The organism is Aquabacterium sp. (assembly GCF_029946005.1).
GTDB lineage: Bacteria > Pseudomonadota > Gammaproteobacteria > Burkholderiales > Burkholderiaceae_C > Aquabacterium.
On sequence record NZ_JAQSDR010000030.1, the window covers coordinates 17,515 to 38,920 of the forward strand.

18 protein-coding genes are annotated in these 21,406 nt (G+C 65.0%); 8 read left to right on the forward strand and 10 right to left on the reverse strand.

Annotated elements, in window-relative coordinates:
• Nucleotides 1-5: 5 nt before the first annotated feature.
• On the forward strand, nucleotides 6-1,997 hold the full coding sequence (locus PSV38_RS14245) for a S8 family serine peptidase (protein WP_300548497.1): 1,992 nt from the start codon (nucleotides 6-8) through the stop codon (nucleotides 1,995-1,997).
• Here PSV38_RS14245 and PSV38_RS14250 read toward each other — a convergent pair.
• The 3 genes from PSV38_RS14250 to PSV38_RS14260 are packed head-to-tail and all read right to left on the reverse strand — an operon-like array spanning nucleotide 1,994 to nucleotide 5,450.
• Complete coding sequence (locus PSV38_RS14250; protein WP_300548499.1) at nucleotides 1,994-2,800, reverse strand: hypothetical protein; 807 nt, start codon at nucleotides 2,798-2,800, stop codon at nucleotides 1,994-1,996. The two genes, PSV38_RS14245 and PSV38_RS14250, sit on opposite strands and share 4 nt — an antisense overlap.
• A complete protein-coding gene (locus PSV38_RS14255) occupies nucleotides 2,797-3,612 on the reverse strand; it encodes a citryl-CoA lyase (protein WP_300548501.1) in 816 nt (271 codons plus the stop codon). Before PSV38_RS14255 ends, PSV38_RS14250 begins: the two co-directional genes overlap by 4 nt.
• Nucleotides 3,609-5,450, reverse strand: coding sequence for a thiamine pyrophosphate-binding protein (locus PSV38_RS14260; protein ID WP_300548503.1), 1,842 nt, complete (start codon nucleotides 5,448-5,450; stop codon nucleotides 3,609-3,611). The genes PSV38_RS14255 and PSV38_RS14260 overlap by 4 nt, the downstream gene beginning before the upstream one ends.
• Before the next feature lie 262 nt (nucleotides 5,451-5,712).
• Between PSV38_RS14260 and PSV38_RS14265 the strand changes: the two genes are divergently transcribed.
• Together PSV38_RS14265 and PSV38_RS14270 are read left to right on the forward strand one after the other, a co-directional pair.
• Complete coding sequence (locus tag PSV38_RS14265; RefSeq protein ID WP_300548505.1) at nucleotides 5,713-6,636, forward strand: ABC transporter substrate binding protein; 924 nt, start codon at nucleotides 5,713-5,715, stop codon at nucleotides 6,634-6,636.
• 1 nt (nucleotide 6,637) lies between these two features.
• Nucleotides 6,638-8,689, forward strand: coding sequence for a response regulator (locus PSV38_RS14270; RefSeq protein ID WP_300548506.1), 2,052 nt, complete (start codon nucleotides 6,638-6,640; stop codon nucleotides 8,687-8,689).
• On the opposite strand, the gene PSV38_RS14275 is transcribed toward PSV38_RS14270, so the two are convergent.
• Complete coding sequence (locus PSV38_RS14275) at nucleotides 8,690-10,783, reverse strand: TonB-dependent receptor (RefSeq protein ID WP_300548508.1); 2,094 nt, start codon at nucleotides 10,781-10,783, stop codon at nucleotides 8,690-8,692.
• Nucleotides 10,784-10,798: 15 nt separating this feature from the next.
• On the opposite strand from PSV38_RS14275, the gene PSV38_RS14280 reads away from it, so the two are divergent.
• A complete protein-coding gene (locus PSV38_RS14280) occupies nucleotides 10,799-10,939 on the forward strand; it encodes a hypothetical protein (RefSeq protein WP_300548510.1) in 141 nt (46 codons plus the stop codon).
• 101 nt (nucleotides 10,940-11,040) lie between these two features.
• Here PSV38_RS14280 and PSV38_RS14285 read toward each other — a convergent pair whose 3' ends face one another.
• The 4 genes from PSV38_RS14285 to PSV38_RS14300 form a co-directional block, all read right to left on the reverse strand.
• Nucleotides 11,041-11,700 carry a DUF3617 domain-containing protein gene (locus tag PSV38_RS14285; RefSeq protein ID WP_300548511.1) on the reverse strand — a complete coding sequence of 220 codons (660 nt, stop codon included), beginning with the start codon at nucleotides 11,698-11,700 and terminating at the stop codon, nucleotides 11,041-11,043.
• A 216-nt stretch (nucleotides 11,701-11,916) separates the two neighbouring features.
• A complete protein-coding gene (locus PSV38_RS14290) occupies nucleotides 11,917-12,135 on the reverse strand; it encodes a hypothetical protein (protein ID WP_300548513.1) in 219 nt (72 codons plus the stop codon).
• 10 nt (nucleotides 12,136-12,145) lie between these two features.
• Nucleotides 12,146-12,328, reverse strand: coding sequence for a hypothetical protein (locus PSV38_RS14295; RefSeq protein ID WP_300548514.1), 183 nt, complete (start codon nucleotides 12,326-12,328; stop codon nucleotides 12,146-12,148).
• 110 nt (nucleotides 12,329-12,438) lie between these two features.
• A complete protein-coding gene (locus PSV38_RS14300; protein ID WP_300548770.1) occupies nucleotides 12,439-12,825 on the reverse strand; it encodes an FKBP-type peptidyl-prolyl cis-trans isomerase in 387 nt (128 codons plus the stop codon).
• Nucleotides 12,826-12,996: 171 nt separating this feature from the next.
• Between PSV38_RS14300 and PSV38_RS14305 the strand changes: the two genes are divergently transcribed.
• Entirely contained in the window at nucleotides 12,997-13,989 is a 993-nt protein-coding gene (locus PSV38_RS14305; RefSeq protein WP_300548516.1) for an MDR family oxidoreductase, read from the forward strand.
• Here the strand turns inward: PSV38_RS14305 and PSV38_RS14310 are convergent.
• Both PSV38_RS14310 and PSV38_RS14315 read right to left on the reverse strand, forming a co-directional pair.
• Nucleotides 13,973-14,164, reverse strand: coding sequence for a hypothetical protein (locus PSV38_RS14310; RefSeq protein WP_300548518.1), 192 nt, complete (start codon nucleotides 14,162-14,164; stop codon nucleotides 13,973-13,975). The two genes, PSV38_RS14305 and PSV38_RS14310, sit on opposite strands and share 17 nt — an antisense overlap.
• A gap of 12 nt (nucleotides 14,165-14,176) precedes the next feature.
• Nucleotides 14,177-16,057, reverse strand: coding sequence for an AAA family ATPase (locus PSV38_RS14315; RefSeq protein ID WP_300548519.1), 1,881 nt, complete (start codon nucleotides 16,055-16,057; stop codon nucleotides 14,177-14,179).
• 179 nt (nucleotides 16,058-16,236) lie between these two features.
• Between PSV38_RS14315 and PSV38_RS14320 the strand changes: the two genes are divergently transcribed.
• The 3 genes from PSV38_RS14320 to PSV38_RS14330 are packed head-to-tail and all read left to right on the forward strand — an operon-like array spanning nucleotide 16,237 to nucleotide 21,394.
• Complete coding sequence (locus PSV38_RS14320) at nucleotides 16,237-17,277, forward strand: ligase-associated DNA damage response exonuclease (RefSeq protein WP_300548521.1); 1,041 nt, start codon at nucleotides 16,237-16,239, stop codon at nucleotides 17,275-17,277.
• The gene (locus PSV38_RS14325; RefSeq protein ID WP_300548523.1) at nucleotides 17,274-18,956 is read left to right on the forward strand and encodes an ATP-dependent DNA ligase; all 1,683 of its coding nucleotides are present in this window, start codon (nucleotides 17,274-17,276) and stop codon (nucleotides 18,954-18,956) included. Before PSV38_RS14320 ends, PSV38_RS14325 begins: the two co-directional genes overlap by 4 nt.
• Nucleotides 18,953-21,394, forward strand: a complete 2,442-nt coding sequence (locus PSV38_RS14330; RefSeq protein ID WP_300548525.1) for a ligase-associated DNA damage response DEXH box helicase — start codon at nucleotides 18,953-18,955, stop codon at nucleotides 21,392-21,394. Before PSV38_RS14325 ends, PSV38_RS14330 begins: the two co-directional genes overlap by 4 nt.
• Nucleotides 21,395-21,406: the final 12 nt, after the last annotated feature.

Below are 21,406 nucleotides of genomic sequence, written 5' to 3' on the forward strand. Positions count from 1 at the left end.
AAGCGATGACCTTCCTGCGCCGCCTCGCCCTGCCCGCCGTCATCGCCTTGCTGGTGACGGCGCCCGCCTCCATGGCCCTGGCCGCCGAAGAAGCCGCCCGCGTGATCGTGAAATTCAAGGCAGGCTCTGGGCTCATGCGTGCACAGGCGCAGTCTGCGACACCGCAGCGCGCGGAACATGCCCTGCCCCTGGGGCAGCGCATCGGCCGCCCCCTGCACGACGGCGCCGGATTGACGAGTCGCGCTCAGGTCATCCTGGCCGATGGCCTCAGCTCGGCCCAACTCGCCGCCCGGCTCGCGCAGGAATCCGATGTCGAGTACGCGGTGGTGGACCAGAAGCGTTTTCGCCTGGTCGCCCCCAACGACACGCTGTATGGCGACAACCTGGCGGGCTTCACCCCCACGGCTGGCCAGTGGTACTTGCGCGCCCCCAGCGGCGCCATCCAGTCTTCCATCGATGTGGAGCCCGCCTGGGGCATCACGCAAGGCAGCACCAGCGTGGTCGTGGCCGTGCTGGACACCGGCGTGCGTTACGACCACCCCGACCTGAGCGGCAACCTGCTGCCCGGTTACGACATGGTCAGCAATGTGGGCATGGCCAACGACGGGAATGGCCGTGACGCCGACGCCTCCGACCCGGGCGACTGGATCACCTACGGCGAGACCACGGGCAGCGGCCAGTTCGCGGGCTGCGGCCGCGATGGCAGCAACAACCTGGCGGCCGAGAACAGCACTTGGCATGGCACGCAGACCACCGGCATCATCGGGGCGCTGACCAACAACGGCACCGGCATGGCCAGCGTGGGGCGAACGGTGCAGGTTCTGCCCGTGCGCGTGCTGGGCAAGTGCGGCGGCTACGACTCGGACATCATGGCCGGCATGCTCTGGGCCGCAGGCATCGGCGTGTCGGGTGTGCCCGCCAACCCCAACCCCGCCAAAGTGATCAACCTGAGCCTGGGCGGCGGCGGCGCCTGCAGCCAGGCTTACCGAGACACCCTCAGCCAGTTGACCAACCTGGGCGTGACCGTGGTGGCCTCGGCAGGCAACAGTGGCCTGAGCGTCACGGTGCCCGCCAACTGTCCTGGCGTCATCGGGGTGGCCGGGCTGCGGCACGCGGGCACCAAGGTGGGCTACTCCGACCTGGGCCCCGAGATCTCCATCAGCGCGCCCGCGGGCAATTGCGTCAACACCCTGTCTGGCCAGCCCTGCCTGTACCCCATCCTGACGACGAGCAACGCAGGCACCACCACGCCGATCGCGGCCAGCGCCATCTACACCAACAGCTACTACACCTCGCTGGGCACCAGCTTCTCGGCGCCCATGGTGGCGGGCACGGTTGGTTTGATGCTGTCGGTGGACCCCACGCTCACCCCGGCAGCAATCCGCGCCATCCTGATGGGTTCGGCACGCGCCTTCCCCACCACCGGCGGTGACAACGGTGACGGTGGCAGCACCACCGTGGCGCGTTGCGCCGCGCCTTCGGCCACCGAACAGGCCCAGTGCTACTGCACCACGGCTACCTGTGGCGCGGGCATGCTGAACACAGGCGCCGCACTGGCCGCGACCAACGCCGGCTTGCAAGCCCAGATCGATTTCTCAAAAACCGGCGCCGTGCCCTCCCAGGCCCTGCCCCTCAGCGGGGCCAACTCCTGGGTGGCCAGCGGTCGGAGCATCGCCTCCTACCAATGGACCTTGGTCAATGGTGGCGGCATCGTCACCTCCCTTTCCTCGGCCACGGGCAGCAGCATCTCGGTCACGCCCAGCGCCCTGGGCCGCTTCACCGTGAGCCTGACCATCACCGATGACCTGAGCGCCACCTCCACCACCGTGCAGACCATCGACGTGGTCACGCCCTCGGTCACCGCCTCGACGTCCAGCGGTGGCGGAGGCGGCGGCGGTGCTTTGGACGGCATCACCTTGATGGGCCTGCTGATCGCGATCATCGGCGCAGTCGGCCTGGCCAGGCGAGCCCGCCCTCGCGCCTCACCAAAGAACTAAGTCGGCCAGGTCCGCCGGGCCACGCCCTCGTAGCAAACGTCAGCGCACGAGGTCGGGAACAAGGTGCCCGGTGGCTTCTCCACCGCCTCGACATAGCAAGGCTGCATGCCGGCCAGGAACACCGGGAAGTACAGCAGGTTGTAGTCCCGGGGCGAGAAGCCAAAGTCCGCGCCAAAGGCCGACACCAGTGCACCGAAGTTCATGCTCAAGGGCTTGCCCACCGATGCCAGGTAACGCTCGACTTCAAAGGCCAAGGTCACATGCGGCCCATCGCCCACGCCCAGCTTGCGGGCCAGGGTCATGGTCGGCTCGATGCGCTCATCGCGCGAGGCCAGCGGGCGGCCATAACCGGCCAGCTTGCCCTGGTGCTTCAAGTGCCGGTCAATGCACTCACCCAGGGACGAGCCCGCCTGCATCTCATCGTGCGTGCGCTTGAAAAAAGCCAAGGCCTTGAACTCATTGCGCCGCCCATAAATGGTCGCCTCGGACACCGCTTGCGCCGCGCTCATGGCCAGGACCGGCGTGGTGCGGGTGGTGCCGCCCAGACCCGCCACGCGGTTGTTCCAGATGCGCGCATCCGGGTAGCTGGTCCAGACCCAGATGGCTTCCAACACCTGCAATTGCGCGGGCTGCAAACGCCGACCGGTGATACCGAAGGCGCACAGGTCAAACCAACCCATCTTCTCTTCAAAGCCCGTGTGGAGGTCGTGCCCGCGGAACACCGCGCGCGTGCCCGGAAACGCCGCGCCCACCTTGGTCGTGAGCTTGCCCGCCGCTTGCTGCAACCGTTCAGGCCCCTTCATGCGGCCTCCTTGCTGGCCAGTGGCGCTGGCTTGGCCGGGTCGTCCTGAAGATCCACCGGGTAGAAGGGAAAGCGCTTGAAGCCATAACGCCATTGCTCCAGGGCATGCACCGCCGACCCCGGCAGGCGCAACAAGAGGTGCAGCATCTCGCCCTCTTCGGGGCCAAAACCCAGGTCCACCAAGGCCGCCGCGGCCACACCGGTCATGGCCAATGGCAAACCAGCTGCCGCCTCCATCGCTGCCAGGTGCGTGCTCAACCAGGGCAGGCAGGTGCCTGTGCTCAAAGAGGCCAGCACCGTCAAGGCCTGCACCACCACCGTGGGCGTGCGCAAGCCATTGGGGTCAAAGCCGACGGCGTGCTCCTGCACAGGCCACACGTCATCGGGCAGCACGGGCGGCTGGGCGATGCGTTGCTGCCAGGCATTCAAGTCGGTGCCGCAATCGGCCCAGTCGCGCATGGCCAGGAACACCTCCCGGGCACCACCGCTTTGCCCGGCCCCCACGGCCAATGCCGCGATCAGGCTGGCCGCGGCCGTCGAGCCGCCCACACCGCCACACATGGCCGCGTGCACCGCCGGATCACGCGGCCCCGGATTGGCCAAGGCCACCGCCAACGCATCGAACAACTGGGCTTGCTGGGCCGATGGCGCTTCGCCCCGGAACAGCAGGTAGACCATGTCGGCCCAGCGCGCCCTGCCCAGCATCTGGCCATACACGTCATAGCCGTGGCAATGGGCCGCACGGGTCGCGAAGGGGTTGTCGGCCTCGGGCTCCTCCAGCCAGATGCGCGTGTGGATGGGCGAGACGCTCATGGCGCGGTATCCAGCGTTTGCATGCGCAAGCCCATGGGCGGCACCTCTTCAGGGTCGATGCGAACGTCCAGCAAGGTGGGCCCCTTGCGGTTCAGGATCTCAGCCATGTCCAGGTCATTGAAGTCTTGCGGCGATCGGATCACATGGCCCGTGATGCCCATGGACTGCGCCATCAGGCTGAAATCAACTTGTGGCAACTCGAAGGCGATCTGCTCAGCCCCTGCCAGCCTCTGCCCATGCTTGACCATGCCCAGCGCCGCGTCATTGAGCACCACGAAAATCACGGTCAACTGCTCTTGGGCCGCGACGGTGATCTCCTGACCGTTCATGAGGTAACTGCCATCACCCGTGATGCACACCACCGGGTAGTCCGGATTGCCCCGGGCGATGCCCACGGCCGCACCAATGGCCCAACCCATGGGCGCAAAGTCCATCAGTACGCGCAACCAGCCGGCATGGTCCAGGCGGCGCTCGCCGCGGCGCGATGGCGTGTGCATGGTCGGCGAGTTGGCCGCTGGCATCGTCATGCCCGGCACCAGGCCCATGCGGCGGTTGCGCAACTCCAGGTAATGGATGGACCAGGCTGTGCTGTTGCCCGCATCGGCGATGAAACGCGTGGTGGGCGGAAAGCGATTCGACAACTCGGTCATCAGGCGCTGCGGTTTGATGGGCGAACTCATGTCCTCGCGCTTGTCGGGTGTCCTCACAACGACCTCGGCCACGTCGGTGTGCACACGCGAAGGCTTCCAGGGCAGGCCCAGCGCGGCTTGCTCGATGTGCATCACGTCCAGCAAGCGCTCGAACACCGAACGGATGCGGCCGCGCACGTGCTGCTGCGCCATCGGCGAGCGCATCAGGTGCTCATCGTTCGAATCGATGTGGACCAGGTGGTGGTTCAAGACGCTGGCGCTCCAGGCACCGCTGGTCCACTCGCCCAGGCTGGTGCCAATGGCCAAAGTCAAGCTGACCCCATCGCTCAAAGCCTGGTGCGCCGACTGGTGCCCGGCAAAACCGAACACGCCGCGGTACAGGTAATGGTGCGGGTTGATCAAGCCCTTCGCATCGGGCGTGGTCACGAAGCACGAATCCGTCAACTCGGCAAAATGCATGATCGCGTCGATGGCCTCGCCGCAACCGCCACCCACGATGAGCACTGTCTTGCGGCTGCGTTGCACCGCCTCGAACAAGGTGTGGATGGCATCCTCGTCGATCAAGGACGGCTTGACCAGCAAACGCTTGAGGTGCTGGGGCGACAGACGCTGCTCGACCTGGCTGCGCAACAGGTCCACCGGGATCGACAAATGCACCGGTCCATGCGGGGGCTGCGAGGCACGGATCAAGGCGCTGACCAGCTTGTTCTCCAACTGGTCCGCGTGCGAGACCAGCGTGTTGTAGCGGGTGCAATGCTGAAGCATGCCCACCGTGTTGACTCCCGTGCAGGAGGACTCCTGCAGCGCGCGCTTGCCAAACAAGGGCAGTGAGGGTTGACCCGTGATCGCCAGCATGGGCACACTGTTGTCAAAAGCACACGCGATGCCGGTCAACAGATTGGTCGCGCCAGGGCCTGATGTCGCGCAACACACCCCCAAGCGCCCGGTCTCGCGGGCATAGCCATCGGCCATGAAGGCTGCGCCGGCTTCATGCCGGGCCAACACCGGCCTGGGCCCGCCGCGCCGACTGCTGACCGCCAGTGCGTTGTACAAAGGCTCAATCGCACCGCCAGGCACCCCGAACACATACTCCACGCCCAGGGCTTCAAGGTAAGAGACGATGAGGCTCGCCGCCTCGACGGACGTGGACGGGTGGTCCGCACGGGATACAACTGCTGATGGGATCACGGTGTCAATCCAAACCACGCCAACCCCAAGTCCAACCACTGAAAGCGGCGGCGTGTAACAAAATGATACTTAGCCAGTTCCGTGCCGTCATCCCCCTCGTCAAGGGTCATACCCCGAGATAAGTGGCCGCGATATCCCGATATCCACCACATGGGTACCGCCAATCGCGAAACACTGGGTAAGCTATCGCATCCGGTCAAGCTCCGAATGGAGGACATCAGCTTTGCTTGCATGCCGTGCATTTTGGGTGGCCGTGCGTTGGGTGACATTGGCAGTCATGGTGGGGCAGTCGCCTCTGGCGCATGCCGCGTCAGACGAGGCTGCGCGCTCCATCGCGGTGATCTACCCTGACATCGGCGAGCCCTACCGCAGCGTGTTCTCCACCATCATCGGCGGCATCGAAGACCAGACCAAAAGCCGCATCGCGAGCTTCCCGGTGGGGGCTAACCCCAACACCCAGGACCTGTCCAACGAGTTGCGCCGCCGCGACATCCGCGCCGTGATCGCTCTGGGCCGCAACGGCCTCAAAGTGGCCACGAGCCTGGACCGCACCCTGGGCATCGTCGCAGGGGGCGTGCTGTCGGTGCCCGAATCCGATGCGCAAAACCTGTCGGTGCACAGCTTGGCTCCCGACCCCGCCTTGCTCTTCGCCAAACTGAAAACGCTGGTCCCGTCGGCCCGGCGTGTGATCGTGGTTTACGACCCGCGCCAGAACGCCTGGCTGATCAAACTGGCGCGCGAGGCCGCCAAGTCGCAAGGCCTGGAGCTGCAGGCCTTTGAGGCCGAAGACCTCAAGACCGCGACCCGCCAATACCAGGACAGCCTGAGTTCGGCCGACCCCAAACGTGATGTGCTGTGGCTGCCGCAAGACTCCACCACGGTGGATGAAACCGCCGTGCTGCCCCTGGTACTGCAAGAAGCCTGGAACCGCAACCTGGCCGTCTTTTCCAGCAGCGCCGCGCATGTCAAGCGCGGCGCGTTGTTTTCGCTTTACCCCAACAACGTTGAACTCGGCAAAGCACTGGCCGGTTGGGCGATGGGGTATGTCTCTTCCGGCACCGCCATTCGCGGTGTACGGCCCTTGAAGGAAGTGCTGGTGGCGGTGAACACACGAACCGCCAATCACCTGGGCATCAACCTGAATGCCTTGCAACAGCGCTTTGACATGGTCTTCCCGGAGCCCTGACATGAACAGTCACACTCAACCGTTGTTCATTGAGCGCAGACTTTCAGGTTTTCTGCGCCAGATGACCTTTCAACGCCAGCTCAGCATCGCCGTCATCATCGGCGTGATCTGCATGGCCTTGTTCTCGTCCATGGCCAGCTCATGGCAAGGCAGCCGCCAGATCCGCGACACGCTGATGCGCCAGAGCATGAGCATCGCCACCAGCCTGGCCACGCAAAGCACGCTGGCACTGCTGTACGCCTCGGCCGACAATGCCCACGATGCGGTCAACGCCACGCTGGCCTACCCCGATGTGCTGCGCGTTGAAATCCGCACCAGCGATGGCGGTGTGCTGCTCTCCAAAGGCAAGGCGGGCACCGAATCTGCCACCAAGGCCCTGCCCTCGCCGCCCCCGCGGGAGGCCTACCTGGAGGCTGAAACCGAAGACACCTGGCAGTTCATCGCGCCGGTGTGGACCAAACCGGCCGCCTCCCCCTTCGATGTCGAGCCCCCCGCCACCGAGTTCCTCGGGCAGGTGCGCCTGGTGCACAGCAAGGCCACGCTGACGCGCATGATGGCCAATATCTTCTTCGTGAACCTGGCCAGCTCGTTTTTCTTCGCGGCGCTGTTCCTGATCGGGATCCGCTTCCTGGCCACACGCATCACCCGGCCTTTGAACAGCCTGTCCAAGGCAATGGCCCGCACCGAACGGGGGGAAGCCGATGTGCGCGCGGAGGTTGATGGCCCGCAGGACATCCAGGCCATGGCCCAGGCCTTCAACCGCATGAGCTCGGTGCTGCAAGAGCGCGGCGAAGAAGTGCAACGCCATCGTGAGCACCTGGAGGACCTGGTCCGCGACCGCACCGCCGAGTTGCGGACGGCCAAAGAGCGCGCCGAGATCGCCAACGACGCCAAGAGCGCCTTCCTGGCCCGCATGAGCCACGAGTTGCGCACCCCGCTCAACGCCATCATGGGTTACGCGCAGATCCTCAAGATGGACAAGACGCTCACCGAGCGCCAGGTCGTGGGCCTGAACACCATCCACAACAGCGGTGAGCACCTGCTGCTGCTCATCATCGACATCCTCGACCTGTCCCGCATCGAGGCCGGCAAGACCGAGCTGTACCCCCACACCGTCCATCCTCCGTCCTTCCTCAGCGGACTGGTCGACATCATCCGCATCAAGGCCGAAGAAAAGGCACTTCGCTTCGATTTCGAATGCGCGCCAGACCTGCCCGCCGCCGTGGAAGTCGATGAGAAGCGCTTGCGCCAGGTGCTGCTCAACCTCTTGAGCAACGCGGTCAAGTTCACCGAAGCGGGCCAGGTGCGACTGGGCGTCACCGTGGTGAACCGCGATGCCCGGGCTCAACAGATCCGCCTGCGCTTTGAAGTGCAAGACACCGGCACCGGCATCCGGGGCAGTGAGCTGCAGCGCATCTTCGAGCCGTTTGAGCAAGCCGGCGACGCCCGCAGCCGCTCAGGCGGCACGGGTCTGGGGCTGGCCATCAGCCGCCAGCTGGTGCGACTGATGGGCGGTGAGGTGCACGTTGACAGCCAGGATGGCATCGGCAGCCTGTTCTGGTTCGAGTTGACCCTGCCCTGGGTGGACCCCGCCCCCGGCAATGGCTCCGCCGTGCCCCCCTTGCCGACTGTCACCGGCTACCTCGGCCCACGGCGCAAGGTGCTGATTGCCGACGACGTGCCCGCCAACCGCACCATGCTGATCGACTTGCTCAGGCCGCTGGGTTTCGACACGGTGGAAGCCAACAATGGTCAGGCCGCCCTTGACCAGGTGCAAAGTGCTGCGCCCGATGTAATCCTGATGGACCTGTCCATGCCAGTGATGGATGGCCTGGAGGCGATCCGTCAGCTAAGGAAGTCGCCGACCAGCCAGTCCTTGCCAATCATTGCGCTGTCGGCCAATGCGTCCAACTCGGACCGCACCCAGGCCATGCAGGCCGGTGCCAATGGCTTCATGACCAAACCTTTTGAACGGGCCATCCTCCTGGCGCAATTGAGCGCTCACCTGAACCTGAGCTGGACTGCCGACGCGTCGGCCGCCGATCCGCATTGATCAGAACTGGTAGCTGGCCTGCACGTAGATCGACCGCCCCGGCAAGGGGAAGTCATAAGGCAAGGAAATGAAGGGCTGTCCCGCATCGTAGGGCGTGGGTTCGCGCGCATCGACATCCAACAGGTTGCGCACCGACATGGCCACATCCCAGCCCCGGGCGACGCGGTCCGTGCGCAAGGTCAGATCCACCGTGGCATAGCCCTTCAGGTCCGCGCGTGGATCGCCGGGCTCACGTGGCCGATCGCTCACCCAATTGACTTGCGGGTCCACAGACCAGCCCGGTGTGAAGCGCCAGTTGGTCCGCAGGTACACCTGGTGCCTTGGCGCATTCGCGGCGGCCTGCCCCGTGGCCTCGTCCACCGAACGCTGGTAGCTGTAGTTGCCCGTCAGGCGCACATCTTTCACCGCGTCCCAGGTGGCCTCGAACTCCAGGCCATTGCCATTTTGCTGGCCATTGTTCTGGTACACCGAACTGATCAAACGGATGATGTCCTTCATCTCGTAGTGAAAGAAGTTCATGCCCAATTGCAGCTTGGTTAGTGGCTGCCATGACACGGCCGCCTCCACCGTCCGGATTTTTTCAGGCCGCAGGTTGGGGTTACCCGTCACCACCGGGTTGTTGATGGCGTACAACTCCGACATCGAAGGGGCGCGAAACGCCGTGCCATACAGCAGCTTGGTGGTGACGTTGTAGGCCGCCTCCCAGACAAGCGCCAGGCGCGGGTTGGTCGTGCTGCCAAAGTCCGAGTAGTGGTCGTTGCGCACGCCGGCGGTCAAGGTCCAGTCCTTACCCAAGTTCCATTCGTCTTGCGCATACAGGTAGCGCTTGGTGCGCCCTTGTGGCTGCATGAAGGGCTCTGTGGCCGACACGTCGACGAGGTCGGCCCTTGACCCACTGCCAATGATCGAGAAATCGGCATGGAAATTCTTGGTCTCGCGCGTTTTGTAAACCTCTTCGCGCTCCGCTCCCAGCCCCAGCCGAATGCGGTGCATCTTGAAACCGGTATAGGTGGCCGAGCCGCCCAGTCGCCCATGCCGCTCCCATTTGGCCGGGTTGCCAATCACGCCATCGCTGAACGCGGTCGCCCCGGCGAACGTGGTGCCGGCCGGGAACAAGGTCAGGTCGGTCAGCTCCGTGTAGTGCATGAAGCTGAGCTGCAGGTTTGCCGCCCAGTCCTCGGCGATGTTGCGGTTTTCATAGGTCAGGTCGGAGGTGATGGTCTGGCTGTAGATCTGCCCCTGCGGATCCAGGGCCGAGGCCACCCCCGTGCCGGTGCCGATGTCATCGCGCTCTTTGTAGGCCACGCGAAAACGCCACTTGTCCAGGCCCAGGTCCAGCGCACCATCGACTGAATCCCGGCCATTGTTGATGGGCCCCGGCGCGCGAGAGGCCTGCGTGCCAAAGAGGGCATCCAGCCCCGTTTGTCCATCCGCCTGAACAATCCGCCGCGCCCCCTCCGTCTGCCCGATGCGCAAGTAGCCCGACACGTCCACAGCGCCCCACTTGCCACCGTGCAGCATCCAGGCATCGCCCGTCTTGAACGAGCCGCCCCGCAAGCCCACCTCCGTGCCGTTGATGTCGCCCGAGGACTTGGTGATCACGTTGATCACGCCTGAGAACGCATCGGCGCCGTACAAGGCCGAACCCGGGCCCCGGATCACTTCGACCCGAGCGATGTTTTCGACCGGCATGCCGCCCCAGCCTCCACCCCGGTTGCCGGTGTAAACCGTGGTCATGGGGATACCGTTGATCAGCATCAGCACCTGGGGGTTGAAGCCCAGGTTGATGCCACGGATCACGTAGACCGGCGCGAAGCCTTGTGTCTCGCGCGCCACATGCAGGCCGGGCACGGTTTCGAGCACCTCGTCCAGGTCGGTGGCGCCGATCGAGGCGATGTCTTGTGCGGTGATCACGGTGGCCACGGCTGGGGCTCGGCTGACCGGCACCCGCGAGCCGGTGGCAATGCTGACAAAGGGCTTGTCGCCATAGGCCAAGGCCAGCTCGTCCTCCTCGCTCACGGCCTGGGCCAACGCCTGTCCGCTCAGTCCGATGACGGTGCAAGCAGCCGCCACCCAGTGGGCAGCCAGGGCCACTGATGAGGGACTGAAATGGAGATTCGCGACGTGCCGATGCAGGGTCATGATGTGCTGGCTTTCATGATGATGGCCGAGTTCAATTCCACAAACCTTGGCGACTGGCGCCGACACCTGCCGCGCTCCCCGGGCATCAAAAAATGGCCAGCACGATGACCATGGGGAAACGGGACAACGCAATATATACCAGCGGCACTAGCCGACCCTCGGGACTACCCAGGCTTGCAATGTTGCCGCAGTCATGACACCAGCCGAGATCATTTTGCCGACTTGTTGCCCGGCGGGGCATTCAAGGTCTTGGCACTGATCGGCTTGAGGTCACCGCAATTGGCGCCCAACCAGGTCGAGGTGTTCGTCATGTTCATGGTCTTGGTCTCGCCTTTCATGGTCATGATCGTGGCCACCTTCATGGTGTAGCTCTCGGGGCTGTTGAAAACGGCCTCGCCATCGGTTTCTGACTTGGGATCAATGCAGCTTGAATGCCACGTCCAACGACTGCCGCTGCGCGACTTGATCTCGGTCTTGCAATTCGCATCGCCGTTCTTCTGTGCCAGCCACTGGTTTTGATCCAGCGACTCTTTGCTCAGGCAAAGCTTGATGTCGCCCGAGCCCCCACTCATGTCCACGCCCTTTTGCTTCATCATGGCCTCCATCTGCTTGCGCACCTCGGGCGGCAGGTTGTTCATCTGAGCGGCCATGGGCGGGGCTTTCACGCCGTCCACGGCACGCTCACTGCGAACTTGCCAAAGCCCAGGCTTGATGGGAGGAGCGTCAGCGGCGTGAGACGACAGGCTGAGGGTCGAAGCGCCAAGCAAGGCCAAGCCGCGTCGGGTGATCAAGCGCATTTTCTTCTCCAAGGGGTGATGCCGCAGATCGAATTTCACGGCCTTGGCATGATGGCATGGCTGGCAGGCCATGGCCAAATCCGGAATCAGCGGGCCATCAAGTTTAGGGCGCGATGGCCGCCACGAGGCGGCTGACGATGCCCCGTCCTGGCCGACCCGTGAACACATTGGTCAAGGCGTTGTGGGGTGCGCCGCTTCACGCTGCAAGGCAGTTGGGTGGATGGGGGACGTGGTGGCCGGGATGAAGGGCAGGTCAAGGCCCTGCAAGGCTGAGAGCGTTGAAGCCGATCAGTGCGACGCGACCGGCTGTTGCCACTGCGTGATAGCGAACTGCAAGGCATCATCACGCGACATGAACAGCTTGGCAAACATGCATTTGGCCGGGCGGTCGCCACGGGCTTGCCCTTCACTGATGGCCAGGCCGGCCTTCCACTGACCGTCGCCCAAGGACTCGGCAATGGGAATGGCGAGGTACTCGCCCACCGAAAAAGCGGGTGCTGTGTGCATGGTCGGCTCCTTAAACGTGCGAGTGGCCGCCGGGCGCGCTGAAGCGCAACTGCCCCGCCAAAGCCAGTTCAGTTTCCACAATCTCATCAGCGATGCGGTCAATCTTGCTGCTGTCCCATACGTTGGCCGCATAAGCTTCTTCAAGATCATCGCGCAGCTGCTGATATTTGCTGTTCAGGTCTGCGTATCCCATCGGAAAACTCCCGTGTTGAGTTCTGCTGCGGTCATGCTCTCAAAATATCAAGGGTTTCTGTGTAGGACAACACCCTGAATGAGGGTCGGACCGCGCAAAAAAGGCAGGCCTTACTTGCCAGCAATGCTGATCAGCTCAACCTCAAAATGCAAAGTGGCATTGGGTGGAATCGCCCCCCCAGCGCCGCGTTCGCCGTAAGCGATGGCCGAAGGACAGGTCAATTTGGCCTTGCCACCCACCTTCATGCGCTGCACCCCTTCGGTCCAGCAGGGGATGACGCGGTTGAGGGGGAACTCGGTGGGTTCGTTGCGCTTGTAGGAGCTGTCGAACTCTTTGCCATCGGGGAAGGTGCCGCGGTAATGGACCTTCACGGTGTCGCTGGCGGCCGGGCTGGCACCGGTGCCGTCTTTCACCGAGAGGTAGACCAGGCCACTGGGCGTAACCACAGCGCCTTTTTCCTTGGCGGCCTTGGCCAGCGCCGCATCGGGCGCTGCAATGGCGGATGACGCGGCGGACACGGCCAGCACGGCCGTCAGCAGGGAAGATGTCAGGGCGGCAATTCGCACAGCGGGTCTCCAGGTGATTGATTGAGTGAGCGGGCATCATCGCTCATCCTGGTGTAGTGTTCCGTGCCTTGACAATTGGTTTCACATCCCGAGGAGATGCACGTGTTCAACGCCCTGGTGCTCGACAAGAACCCTGATTTCAGCGCCACCGTGAAGGCGGTCGATGACGACTTCTTGCCCACGGTGGCCGACGGCCTCGGCGTCACGGTAGCGATCGACTACTCCACGCTCAACTACAAGGATGCGCTGGCCATCACCAACACCTCACCGGTGGTGCGCAGTTGGCCCATGGTCGCCGGCGTGGACGGCGCGGGCACGGTCATCGACAGCGAACACCCTCACTGGCAGGTAGGCGACCGGGTCGTGCTCAACGGCTTTGGGGTAGGAGAGACCCACAAGGGTTGCCTGGCTGAAAAAGCCCGCCTGAACGGCGACTGGCTGGTGGCACTGCCCGAGGCCTTCAGCACGCGCCAAGCCATGGCCATCGGCACGGCGGGCTACACGGCCATGCTGTGCGTGATGGCACTGGAGCGGCATGGCGCCTTGCACGGCGGTGGTGAAGTGCTGGTGACCGGAGCCACCGGGGGCGTGGGCTCGATCGCGGTGGCTCTGCTGGCCCGGCTCGGCCACGTGGTGGTGGCCGCCACGGGCAAGGCTGGTGAAACCGACTACCTGCTGCGCCTGGGCGCGAACAGGGTGATCGACCGCGCGGAGTTGTCGGCGCCGGGCAAGCCTTTGCAGAAAGAGCGCTGGGTGGCCGTGGTCGATGCCGTCGGCAGCCACACCCTGGTCAATGCGTGCGCTCAGACCAGCTATGGCGGCGCCGTGGCGGCTTGCGGCCTGGCGCAGGGTTTCGACCTGCCCGGCACAGTCATGCCCTTCATCTTGCGGGGCGTGGCGCTGCTGGGTGTGGACAGCGTGATGGCCTCGCTGGACAGGCGTCAGGCCGCCTGGCAAAGGCTGGCGCAGGACCTGGACTTTGGATTGCTGGACCAGATCACCACCGAGGTGGCTTTGCAAGACGCCATCGAAGCTGCCGCTCGCCTGCGGGCCGGGCAAGTCCGGGGTCGCGTGGTGGTCAGAACCACGCCTTGACCAGGTTCGCGGCGCCTGCGACCGCCACCCCGGGCAGCTCTACCGAGTAACTGCTGCCATGAACCTGGGGTATCCAGGTGGTGAACACCTTGGACAGCTCGATGACTTTGCCAAAAACTGCGCCCGGCATGAAGACCGGGAAGTACAGCCGGATGAACTGCACCATCTTGTCCATGAACACGAGGGTTCAGGCGTTCAGAACGGCCTGCAGCGGCTGGCCGCTGATGGTTTCCTGGTCAAGCAGCAGGTGGGTCAAGGCTTCCAGCCGAGGGCGGTGCTGGGTGAGCACGGCCTGGCATTCGGCCTGGGCTTGTTCCAACAACAGGCGGGCTTCGTCCAGCACGCTCTTCTGGATGTCGGGGCCGATGAGTTCTTTGGGCACGCCGGCCATGCTGAGCAGGCCAAAGGTCTTGCCAAAGCCGAAGCTGCCGATCATGGAGGTGGCCAATTCGGAGGCGCGCTTGAGGTCGTCCGCCGCGCCCGACGAGGTGTTGCCGAACACCATCATTTCGGCCTCGCGTCCGGCCAGCAGCATCGCCAGGCGCGACTTGAGTTCGCGTTCGCCATACAGGGGCTCTTCGGTGTGACGGGCCACGTAAGTCACACCCAGCGCACCACCGCGAGGTTCGATGCTGACGCGTTCCACGCTGCCCGCGTTCAGCACGTGGGCCACCAGGCCATGGCCGCCTTCGTGCACGGCCAAACGGCGCAAGGTTTCGGGGCACAAGGTGCCTTTGGCGGACGACACTTCGCCGCCCAGCTGGAAGGTCTCGATCGAGCGGTACAGCAACTCGGCCGTGACCTCGGGTTGGCCGCCTTCGGCCGCGTACGAGGCCGCGCGGTTCACGCAGTTGGCGATGTCGGCGGGGGACATGCCCGTGGCGGTGCGGGCCAGCGAGGCCAGGTCGATCTGCTCGGCCGCCTTGACCTTTTCCAGGTAGAGGGCAAACAGGGCCTCGCGCTCGGTGCTGGTCGGCAACTCGGTGCGCACAATCATGTCGAATCGGCCAGGGCGGCGCATGGCCTTGTCGATGTTGTCGACGTGGTTGGTGGCGCCGACCACGACCACGTTTTCAAGCGGTGAGAAGCCATCCAGTTCGACCAGGATGCGGTTGATGATGCGGTTCTGCTCCTGGTCGCCCGCACTGCTGTTGTCGCCACCGCGCGAGCGCTTGCCCACCCCGTCCAACTCGTCAATGAAGATGATGCAGGGTGCGTTCTCGCGGGCACGCTCGAACAGCTCCTTGACCTTGCCGATGCCGGCGCCAAAAAACATCGAGCTGAAGTGCGAGCCATCCACGCTGATGAAGTTGGCGCCACACTCCTTGGCCAAAGCACGGGCCAGCAGCGTCTTGCCGGTGCCCGGCGGGCCGTCGATCAGCACGCCACGCGGCGCGTGCGCGCCGACGCGCACATATTCAGCCGGGTCGGTCATGAAGGCGACCACGCGGCGCAGCGCCTTTTTGGCCTCGTCCGCGCCGATCACGTCTTTGAACTCGGTGTCGGGCCGCTCGGCCAGCTTGGTGCCGCCAAAGGGCAAGGCGCCACCGCGCATCTGGTAGAACATCAGGCCGCCAATCAAAAAGACCGGTAGCAGGGCCAGGCTGAGCCGCCCTAGGCCTTCCAGGGTTTCATTGAACTTCTGGCTGGGGGTGCGCGGGTCGATGTCGGTGCGCGTCAGCACAAAACCTTTTTGCAGGCTGAGTTCACCCAGGCGGCCCAGCAGGTTGGTGCTGCAACCCGGGCCGCAGTCCACCAGGCGGGTGCTGTGGTGCTTGCCAGCCTTGTCGGTGTAGAGTACCAAGGAGCCACTCGTGGCCACGGACACCACCTGGCCGCTGGACACGGCTTTTTCAAAGGCCGAGGCTTCCGTCGGGCTGTTCAGCCAGGCATCCGGGTTCTTTTCGAAAGCCCGGGCCGTCACATCCTTGCGGGCCTGAGCCTCGCGGACGGCGGTCTCTTGCAAGACGGACACGCCCGTCCAGGCCAAGGCCAGCAGCAACACCAGTCCGACCCCGACGAGTTTGCGGCGCTGAGACGACGATAAAACGAGCTTGAACTTGGGCATGGCAGCACTTGCAAAGACGGACAAACAGGGGGCAACGCTCAGTGTCGGCCAAGCGCCGGAAACCGAAGCCCCGAGTTGCGCCAACAAATCCCTGTTGATGCGCCTGAAAATCGTGCGCACACCGTTTGCTACCCTTTCTTTAGCACGATGACCGCTTGTAGCACCCAACCCAAAAATTGATGGCCGATTCCAACAAAGATCTGGTGGTGGCACGACCCCAGGGCCTGTATTGCCCGCCCGGCGATTTCTACATCGACCCGTGGAAGCCCGTGTCCCATGCGCTGATCACCCACGCCCACGGCGACCACGCTCGCGTGGGGCACGAGCACTACCTGGCGCCAGAGGAGGGGCGGCGGGTGCTGCAAGCGCGCTTGGGCGCCGACATGCCCTTGCAGACGCTGCCCTATGGCCAGGCCATCACGCACCGCGGTGTGCGCGTGTCATTTCACCCCGCCGGCCATGTGCTGGGGTCGGCCCAGGTCCGCCTGGAGCACGAAGGCCGCGTGTGGGTGGCCTCGGGCGATTACAAGACCGGGCCCGACGCCACCTGCGCGCCGTTCGAGCCCGTTCGCTGCGATGTCTTCATCACCGAATCCACCTTTGGACTGCCGGTGTTCCGCTGGCAGGCGCAGCAGCAGGTGTTTGACGACATCAATGCGTGGTGGCGGGCCAATGCGCAGGTGGGTCGACCGTCGGTGCTGTACGCCTACTCCTTTGGCAAGGCGCAACGCGTGCTGGCGGGCATTGACCCGTCGATCGGGCCCATCGTGGCGCACGGCGCCATGACGCTGATGAACGAGGCTTACCGCGCCAGCGGCGTGCCCCTGCCAGCCACGCAGTCGGTGTTGGACACCTCACCTGCGGATCTGAAAAAATCGCTGGTGCTGGCCCCACCCTCGGCCCAAGGCAGCGGCTGGACCAAGCGCTTTGGCGAGCACAGCGATGCATTCGCCTCCGGCTGGATGCAGTTGCGCGGCACGCGTCGGCGCCGGGGGCTCGACCGGGGCTTTGTGCTGTCCGACCATGCCGACTGGCCGGGATTGCTGGAGGCCGTGCAGGCCACCCAGGCGCCCCGCGTGATCGTGACGCACGGCTATGTGGAGCCCCTGGTGCGCTACTTTGGCGAACAAGGTCTGCAGGCGGGGGCCTTCAAGACCGAGTACGGCGATGAAGCGGAAGAAGGCGAAGAAGCCGTGCCCGTGGCGGAGACGCCGCCATGAAGCGCTTCGCCCAGTTGTTCGAAGCCCTCGACAGCAGCACTTCGACCACGGCCAAAACCCAGGCCCTGGTGGCGTATTTCCAAAGCGCGCCTGCGGCCGACGCGGCCTGGGCCCTCTACTTCCTGGCCGGGGGCAAGCCCAGGCAGACGGTGCCCACGGGCGTGATCCGAACCGCGGCCCGCGAGCACGCCAGCATCCCTGAATGGCTGTTCGACGAAAGCTACGACGTGGTCGGCGACCTGGCCGAAACCATTGCCCACATCCTGCCGCCCGCCAAGCAACTGACCGACGTGGCCCTGCACCGCTGGATGGAAGAACGGCTGCTGTCCTTGCGTGGCCGCGAGCCCGCATCGACCATGGCCGCCCTGCAAGGCTATTGGGACGAGCTGGACACGCCGGGCCGCTTCCTGCTCACCAAGCTCATCGGTGGCGGCTTTCGGGTGGGCGTGGCACGCAACCTGGTGCTGCGCGCGCTCGCCCAGGTGACCGGCCTGGACGCCAAGCACCTGGCGCAGCGCCTGATGGGCTACACCGACAAGCAGCATGTGCCCACGGCCGCGCGCTACGAGGCCTTGTCCGACCCCGAATCGCCATCGCAGGCGGCGGGCCAGCCTTACCCCTTCTTCCTGGCTCATCCACTGCAAGCCCCGGTCGACACCCTGGGCCCGATCACTGACTGGCTGGTCGAATGGAAGTGGGACGGCATCCGGGCGCAGTTCATCAAGCGGGGCGCCGAGTCCTGGTTGTGGTCACGCGGCGAAGACCTGCTCAATGGCCGCTTCCCGGAGCTGGATTCGATGGCGCAGGTCTTGCCTGATCACACCGTGATCGATGGCGAAATCGTGGCCTGGAAAGACGGCCATGTGCAGCCTTTCGCGGCCCTGCAAAAACGCATTGGCCGCAAGACGCTGAGCAAAGCCATCCTGGCCGAATGCCCCGTGGCCTTCCTGGCCTACGACCTGATCGAGCACCAGGGCGAAGACTGCCGGGCGTGGCCGCAATGGCGGCGGCGTGAGCAACTGGATGCCCTGATCAGCGCGCCCGCCCTGCCGCAAACCGACCTGCCACTGGAAGCCCCCATCGAGCCCCACATCCTGCCCGCGCCCCGGGCACCGCTGCAACTTTCGCCCCTCGTCACCGCCCCCGATTGGGCCACCCTGGCCGAGTGGCGCGAAGAGTCGCGCCGCCGTGGCGTGGAGGGTTTCATGCTCAAGCGCCGCGACAGCCTGTACGGCACTGGCCGAACCAAGGACGTCGGCCTGTGGTGGAAATGGAAGGTCGACCCCTTCACGATCGACGCCGTGCTCATCTATGCGCAAAGCGGCCACGGCCGACGGGCCAACCTCTACACCGACTACACCTTCGCCGTGTGGGACGACGACCGCCTGGTGCCTTTTGCCAAAGCCTATTCCGGCCTGACCGACGAAGAGATGCGCCAGGTGGACCAGCGCATCCGCCAGACCACCATCGAGAAGTTCGGGCCGGTGCGCAGCGTCACGCCCACGCTGGTGGTTGAGCTCGGCTTTGAAGGCATCCAGGCCTCCAGCCGCCACAAGAGCGGCCTGGCCGTGCGCTTCCCGCGCATGCTACGGCTGCGCTGGGACAAGCCCGTGAAGGACGCCGACACCTTGGTCAACTTGCGCGCCCTGATCCCCACCCCGGACGCCCAGGCCGCATGAGCCGCCAGCCTGCGGCCTCCTGGCTGGCGGCCAAAGGCTGGGCACCGTTCGCCTTTCAGACCGAGGTGTGGCAGGCCATGGCCCAGGGCGACAGCGGCCTGCTGCATGCCACCACGGGCGCGGGCAAGACTTACGCGGTGTGGTTGGGCGCCCTGCAAGCTCTGGGGCCAGCGCACCCGGGCACACGTGGCGCACCGCCCCTCACCGCGCTGTGGATCACGCCGATGAGGGCCCTGGCGTCCGACACCTTGACGGCCTTGCTCGCCCCTTTGCCCGAGCTGGCACCTCGGTGGACGCTGGACATGCGCACCGGCGACACCACCAGCGCGGCCCGTGCACGGCAAGCCAAGCGCCTGCCCACGGCCCTGGTCACCACGCCTGAAAGCCTGAGCCTGCTGCTCACCCAGCCCGAGGCCGCCCAACAGTTGGGGAGCGTGCAACTGGTGGTGGTCGATGAGTGGCACGAACTCATCGCCAACAAGCGCGGCGTGCAGGTGCAACTGGCCCTCGCCCGCTTGAAGCAATGGAATCCTCACCTGATGGTGTGGGGCTTGTCGGCCACCTTGGGCAAGCTGAGCGAGGCACGCGACACCCTCACCGGCCCGGCTGGCCGCATCGTGCAAGGCCAGTTGCCCAAGGCCTTGACGATCGACACGCTCTTGCCCGACGAGGTGCAGCGCTTCCCGTGGGCGGGCCACTTGGGCCTGCGCATGGTGCCCGCCGTGGTCCGCGAGATTGAGGCCAGCCGCAACAGCCTGGTCTTCACCAACACCCGATCACAGGCGGAGCTTTGGTACCAAGCCCTGCTGGAAGCCAGGCCCGACTGGTCGGGCCTGATCGCCCTGCACCACGGCTCATTGGACCGCGGCGTGCGCGAATGGGTTGAGGCCGGGCTCAAGGCGGGCACCTTGAAAGCCGTGGTGGCCACCTCCAGCCTGGACCTGGGCGTGGACTTCTCGCCCGTGGAGCGCGTGCTGCAGATCGGCTCGGCCAAGGGCGTGGCCCGCCTGCTGCAACGCGCGGGTCGGTCGGGTCACGCGCCGGGCCAGCCTTCGCGCATCACGCTGGTCCCCACGCACAGCATTGAGCTTCTGGAGGCCGCCGCCGCGCGCCGCGCCGTCAAGCAAGGCCACATCGAGGCCCGCACCAGCCCGGACAAGCCCTTTGACGTGCTGGTCCAACACGTGGTCACCGTGGCCCTGGGGGGCGGCTTCGACTGCCAGGCGCTGTTCGAAGAAGTGCGCACCACGCACGCCTACCAACACCTCACGCCCGACGAATGGACCTGGGTACTTGACTTCGCCGGACGCGGCGGGGACTCTTTGCAGGCCTACCCCGACTACCGCCGCATCAAGGCCGACGCGCAGGGTCGTTACCACCTCGTCAACCCCCAACTGGCGCGCCGACACCGCATGTCGGTGGGCACCATCGTGAGCGACGCCAGCCTCAAGGTGTCCTACCTGCGCGGCCCCGTGCTGGGCACCGTGGAAGAAAACTTCATCGCCCGCCTGCGCCCACGTGATTGTTTTCTGTTCGCGGGCCGTTTGCTGGAGTTGGTCAAGGTGCACGACATGACGGCCTACGTGCGCCTAGCCAAAGGGCAACGGCCTGCCGTGCCGCGCTGGAACGGCGGCAAGATGCCGATGTCTTCCGAGCTGGCGCACGCCATGCTGGAAGAACTGGCCGACTTCGCGTCCAAGCCCGAAGAAGGACCGCACCCACCCGAGATCCAGGCACTGCGGCCCTTGCTGGCCGTGCAACAAAGCTGGTCATCCCTGCCCACACCCGACACCGTGCTGGTCGAAAGCCTGAAGTCGCGCGAAGGCCACCACCTGTACATCTACCCCTTCGCGGGCCGACAGGTCAACCTGGCCTTGGCCACACTGTGGGCCTATCGGTTTGGTCAAATCGCGCCGCGCACTTTCTCCATCTCGTTCAATGACTATGGCATTGAGCTCTTGAGCACCGAGCCCGTGGACGCGCACTTGCTCCCCTCCTTGCTCAGCACCCAGAACCTGCTGCACGATGTGCTGGGCAGCCTGAACGCGGCGGAGTTGTCGCTGCGACGCTTTCGAGAGATCGCCCGCGTGTCGGGCTTGGTTTTTCCCGGCTTTCCAGGCGCACCCAAAAGCAACAAGCAAATCCAGGCCTCCAGCAGCCTGTTCTTCGAGGTGTTTCGCAAGTACGACCCTGCCAATCTGCTGCTGAACCAAGCCGAGCGCGAGGTGCTCAAGCAAGAGTACGAGCTGGACCGACTGGACGGCGTGCTGCAGTCCTTGCAAGCCAAGCGGTGGCAGGTGAACACCTTGAAGCGGTGGACCCCGTTTTCCTTCCCGCTGCTGGTGGAGCGCCTGCGCGAACGCCTGAGCACCCATCAGTTGCAGGACCGCATCCAACAGTTGCTCATCGAATTGAACGACAAGGCCAGCCAGGCCTGAACCCCATGGACC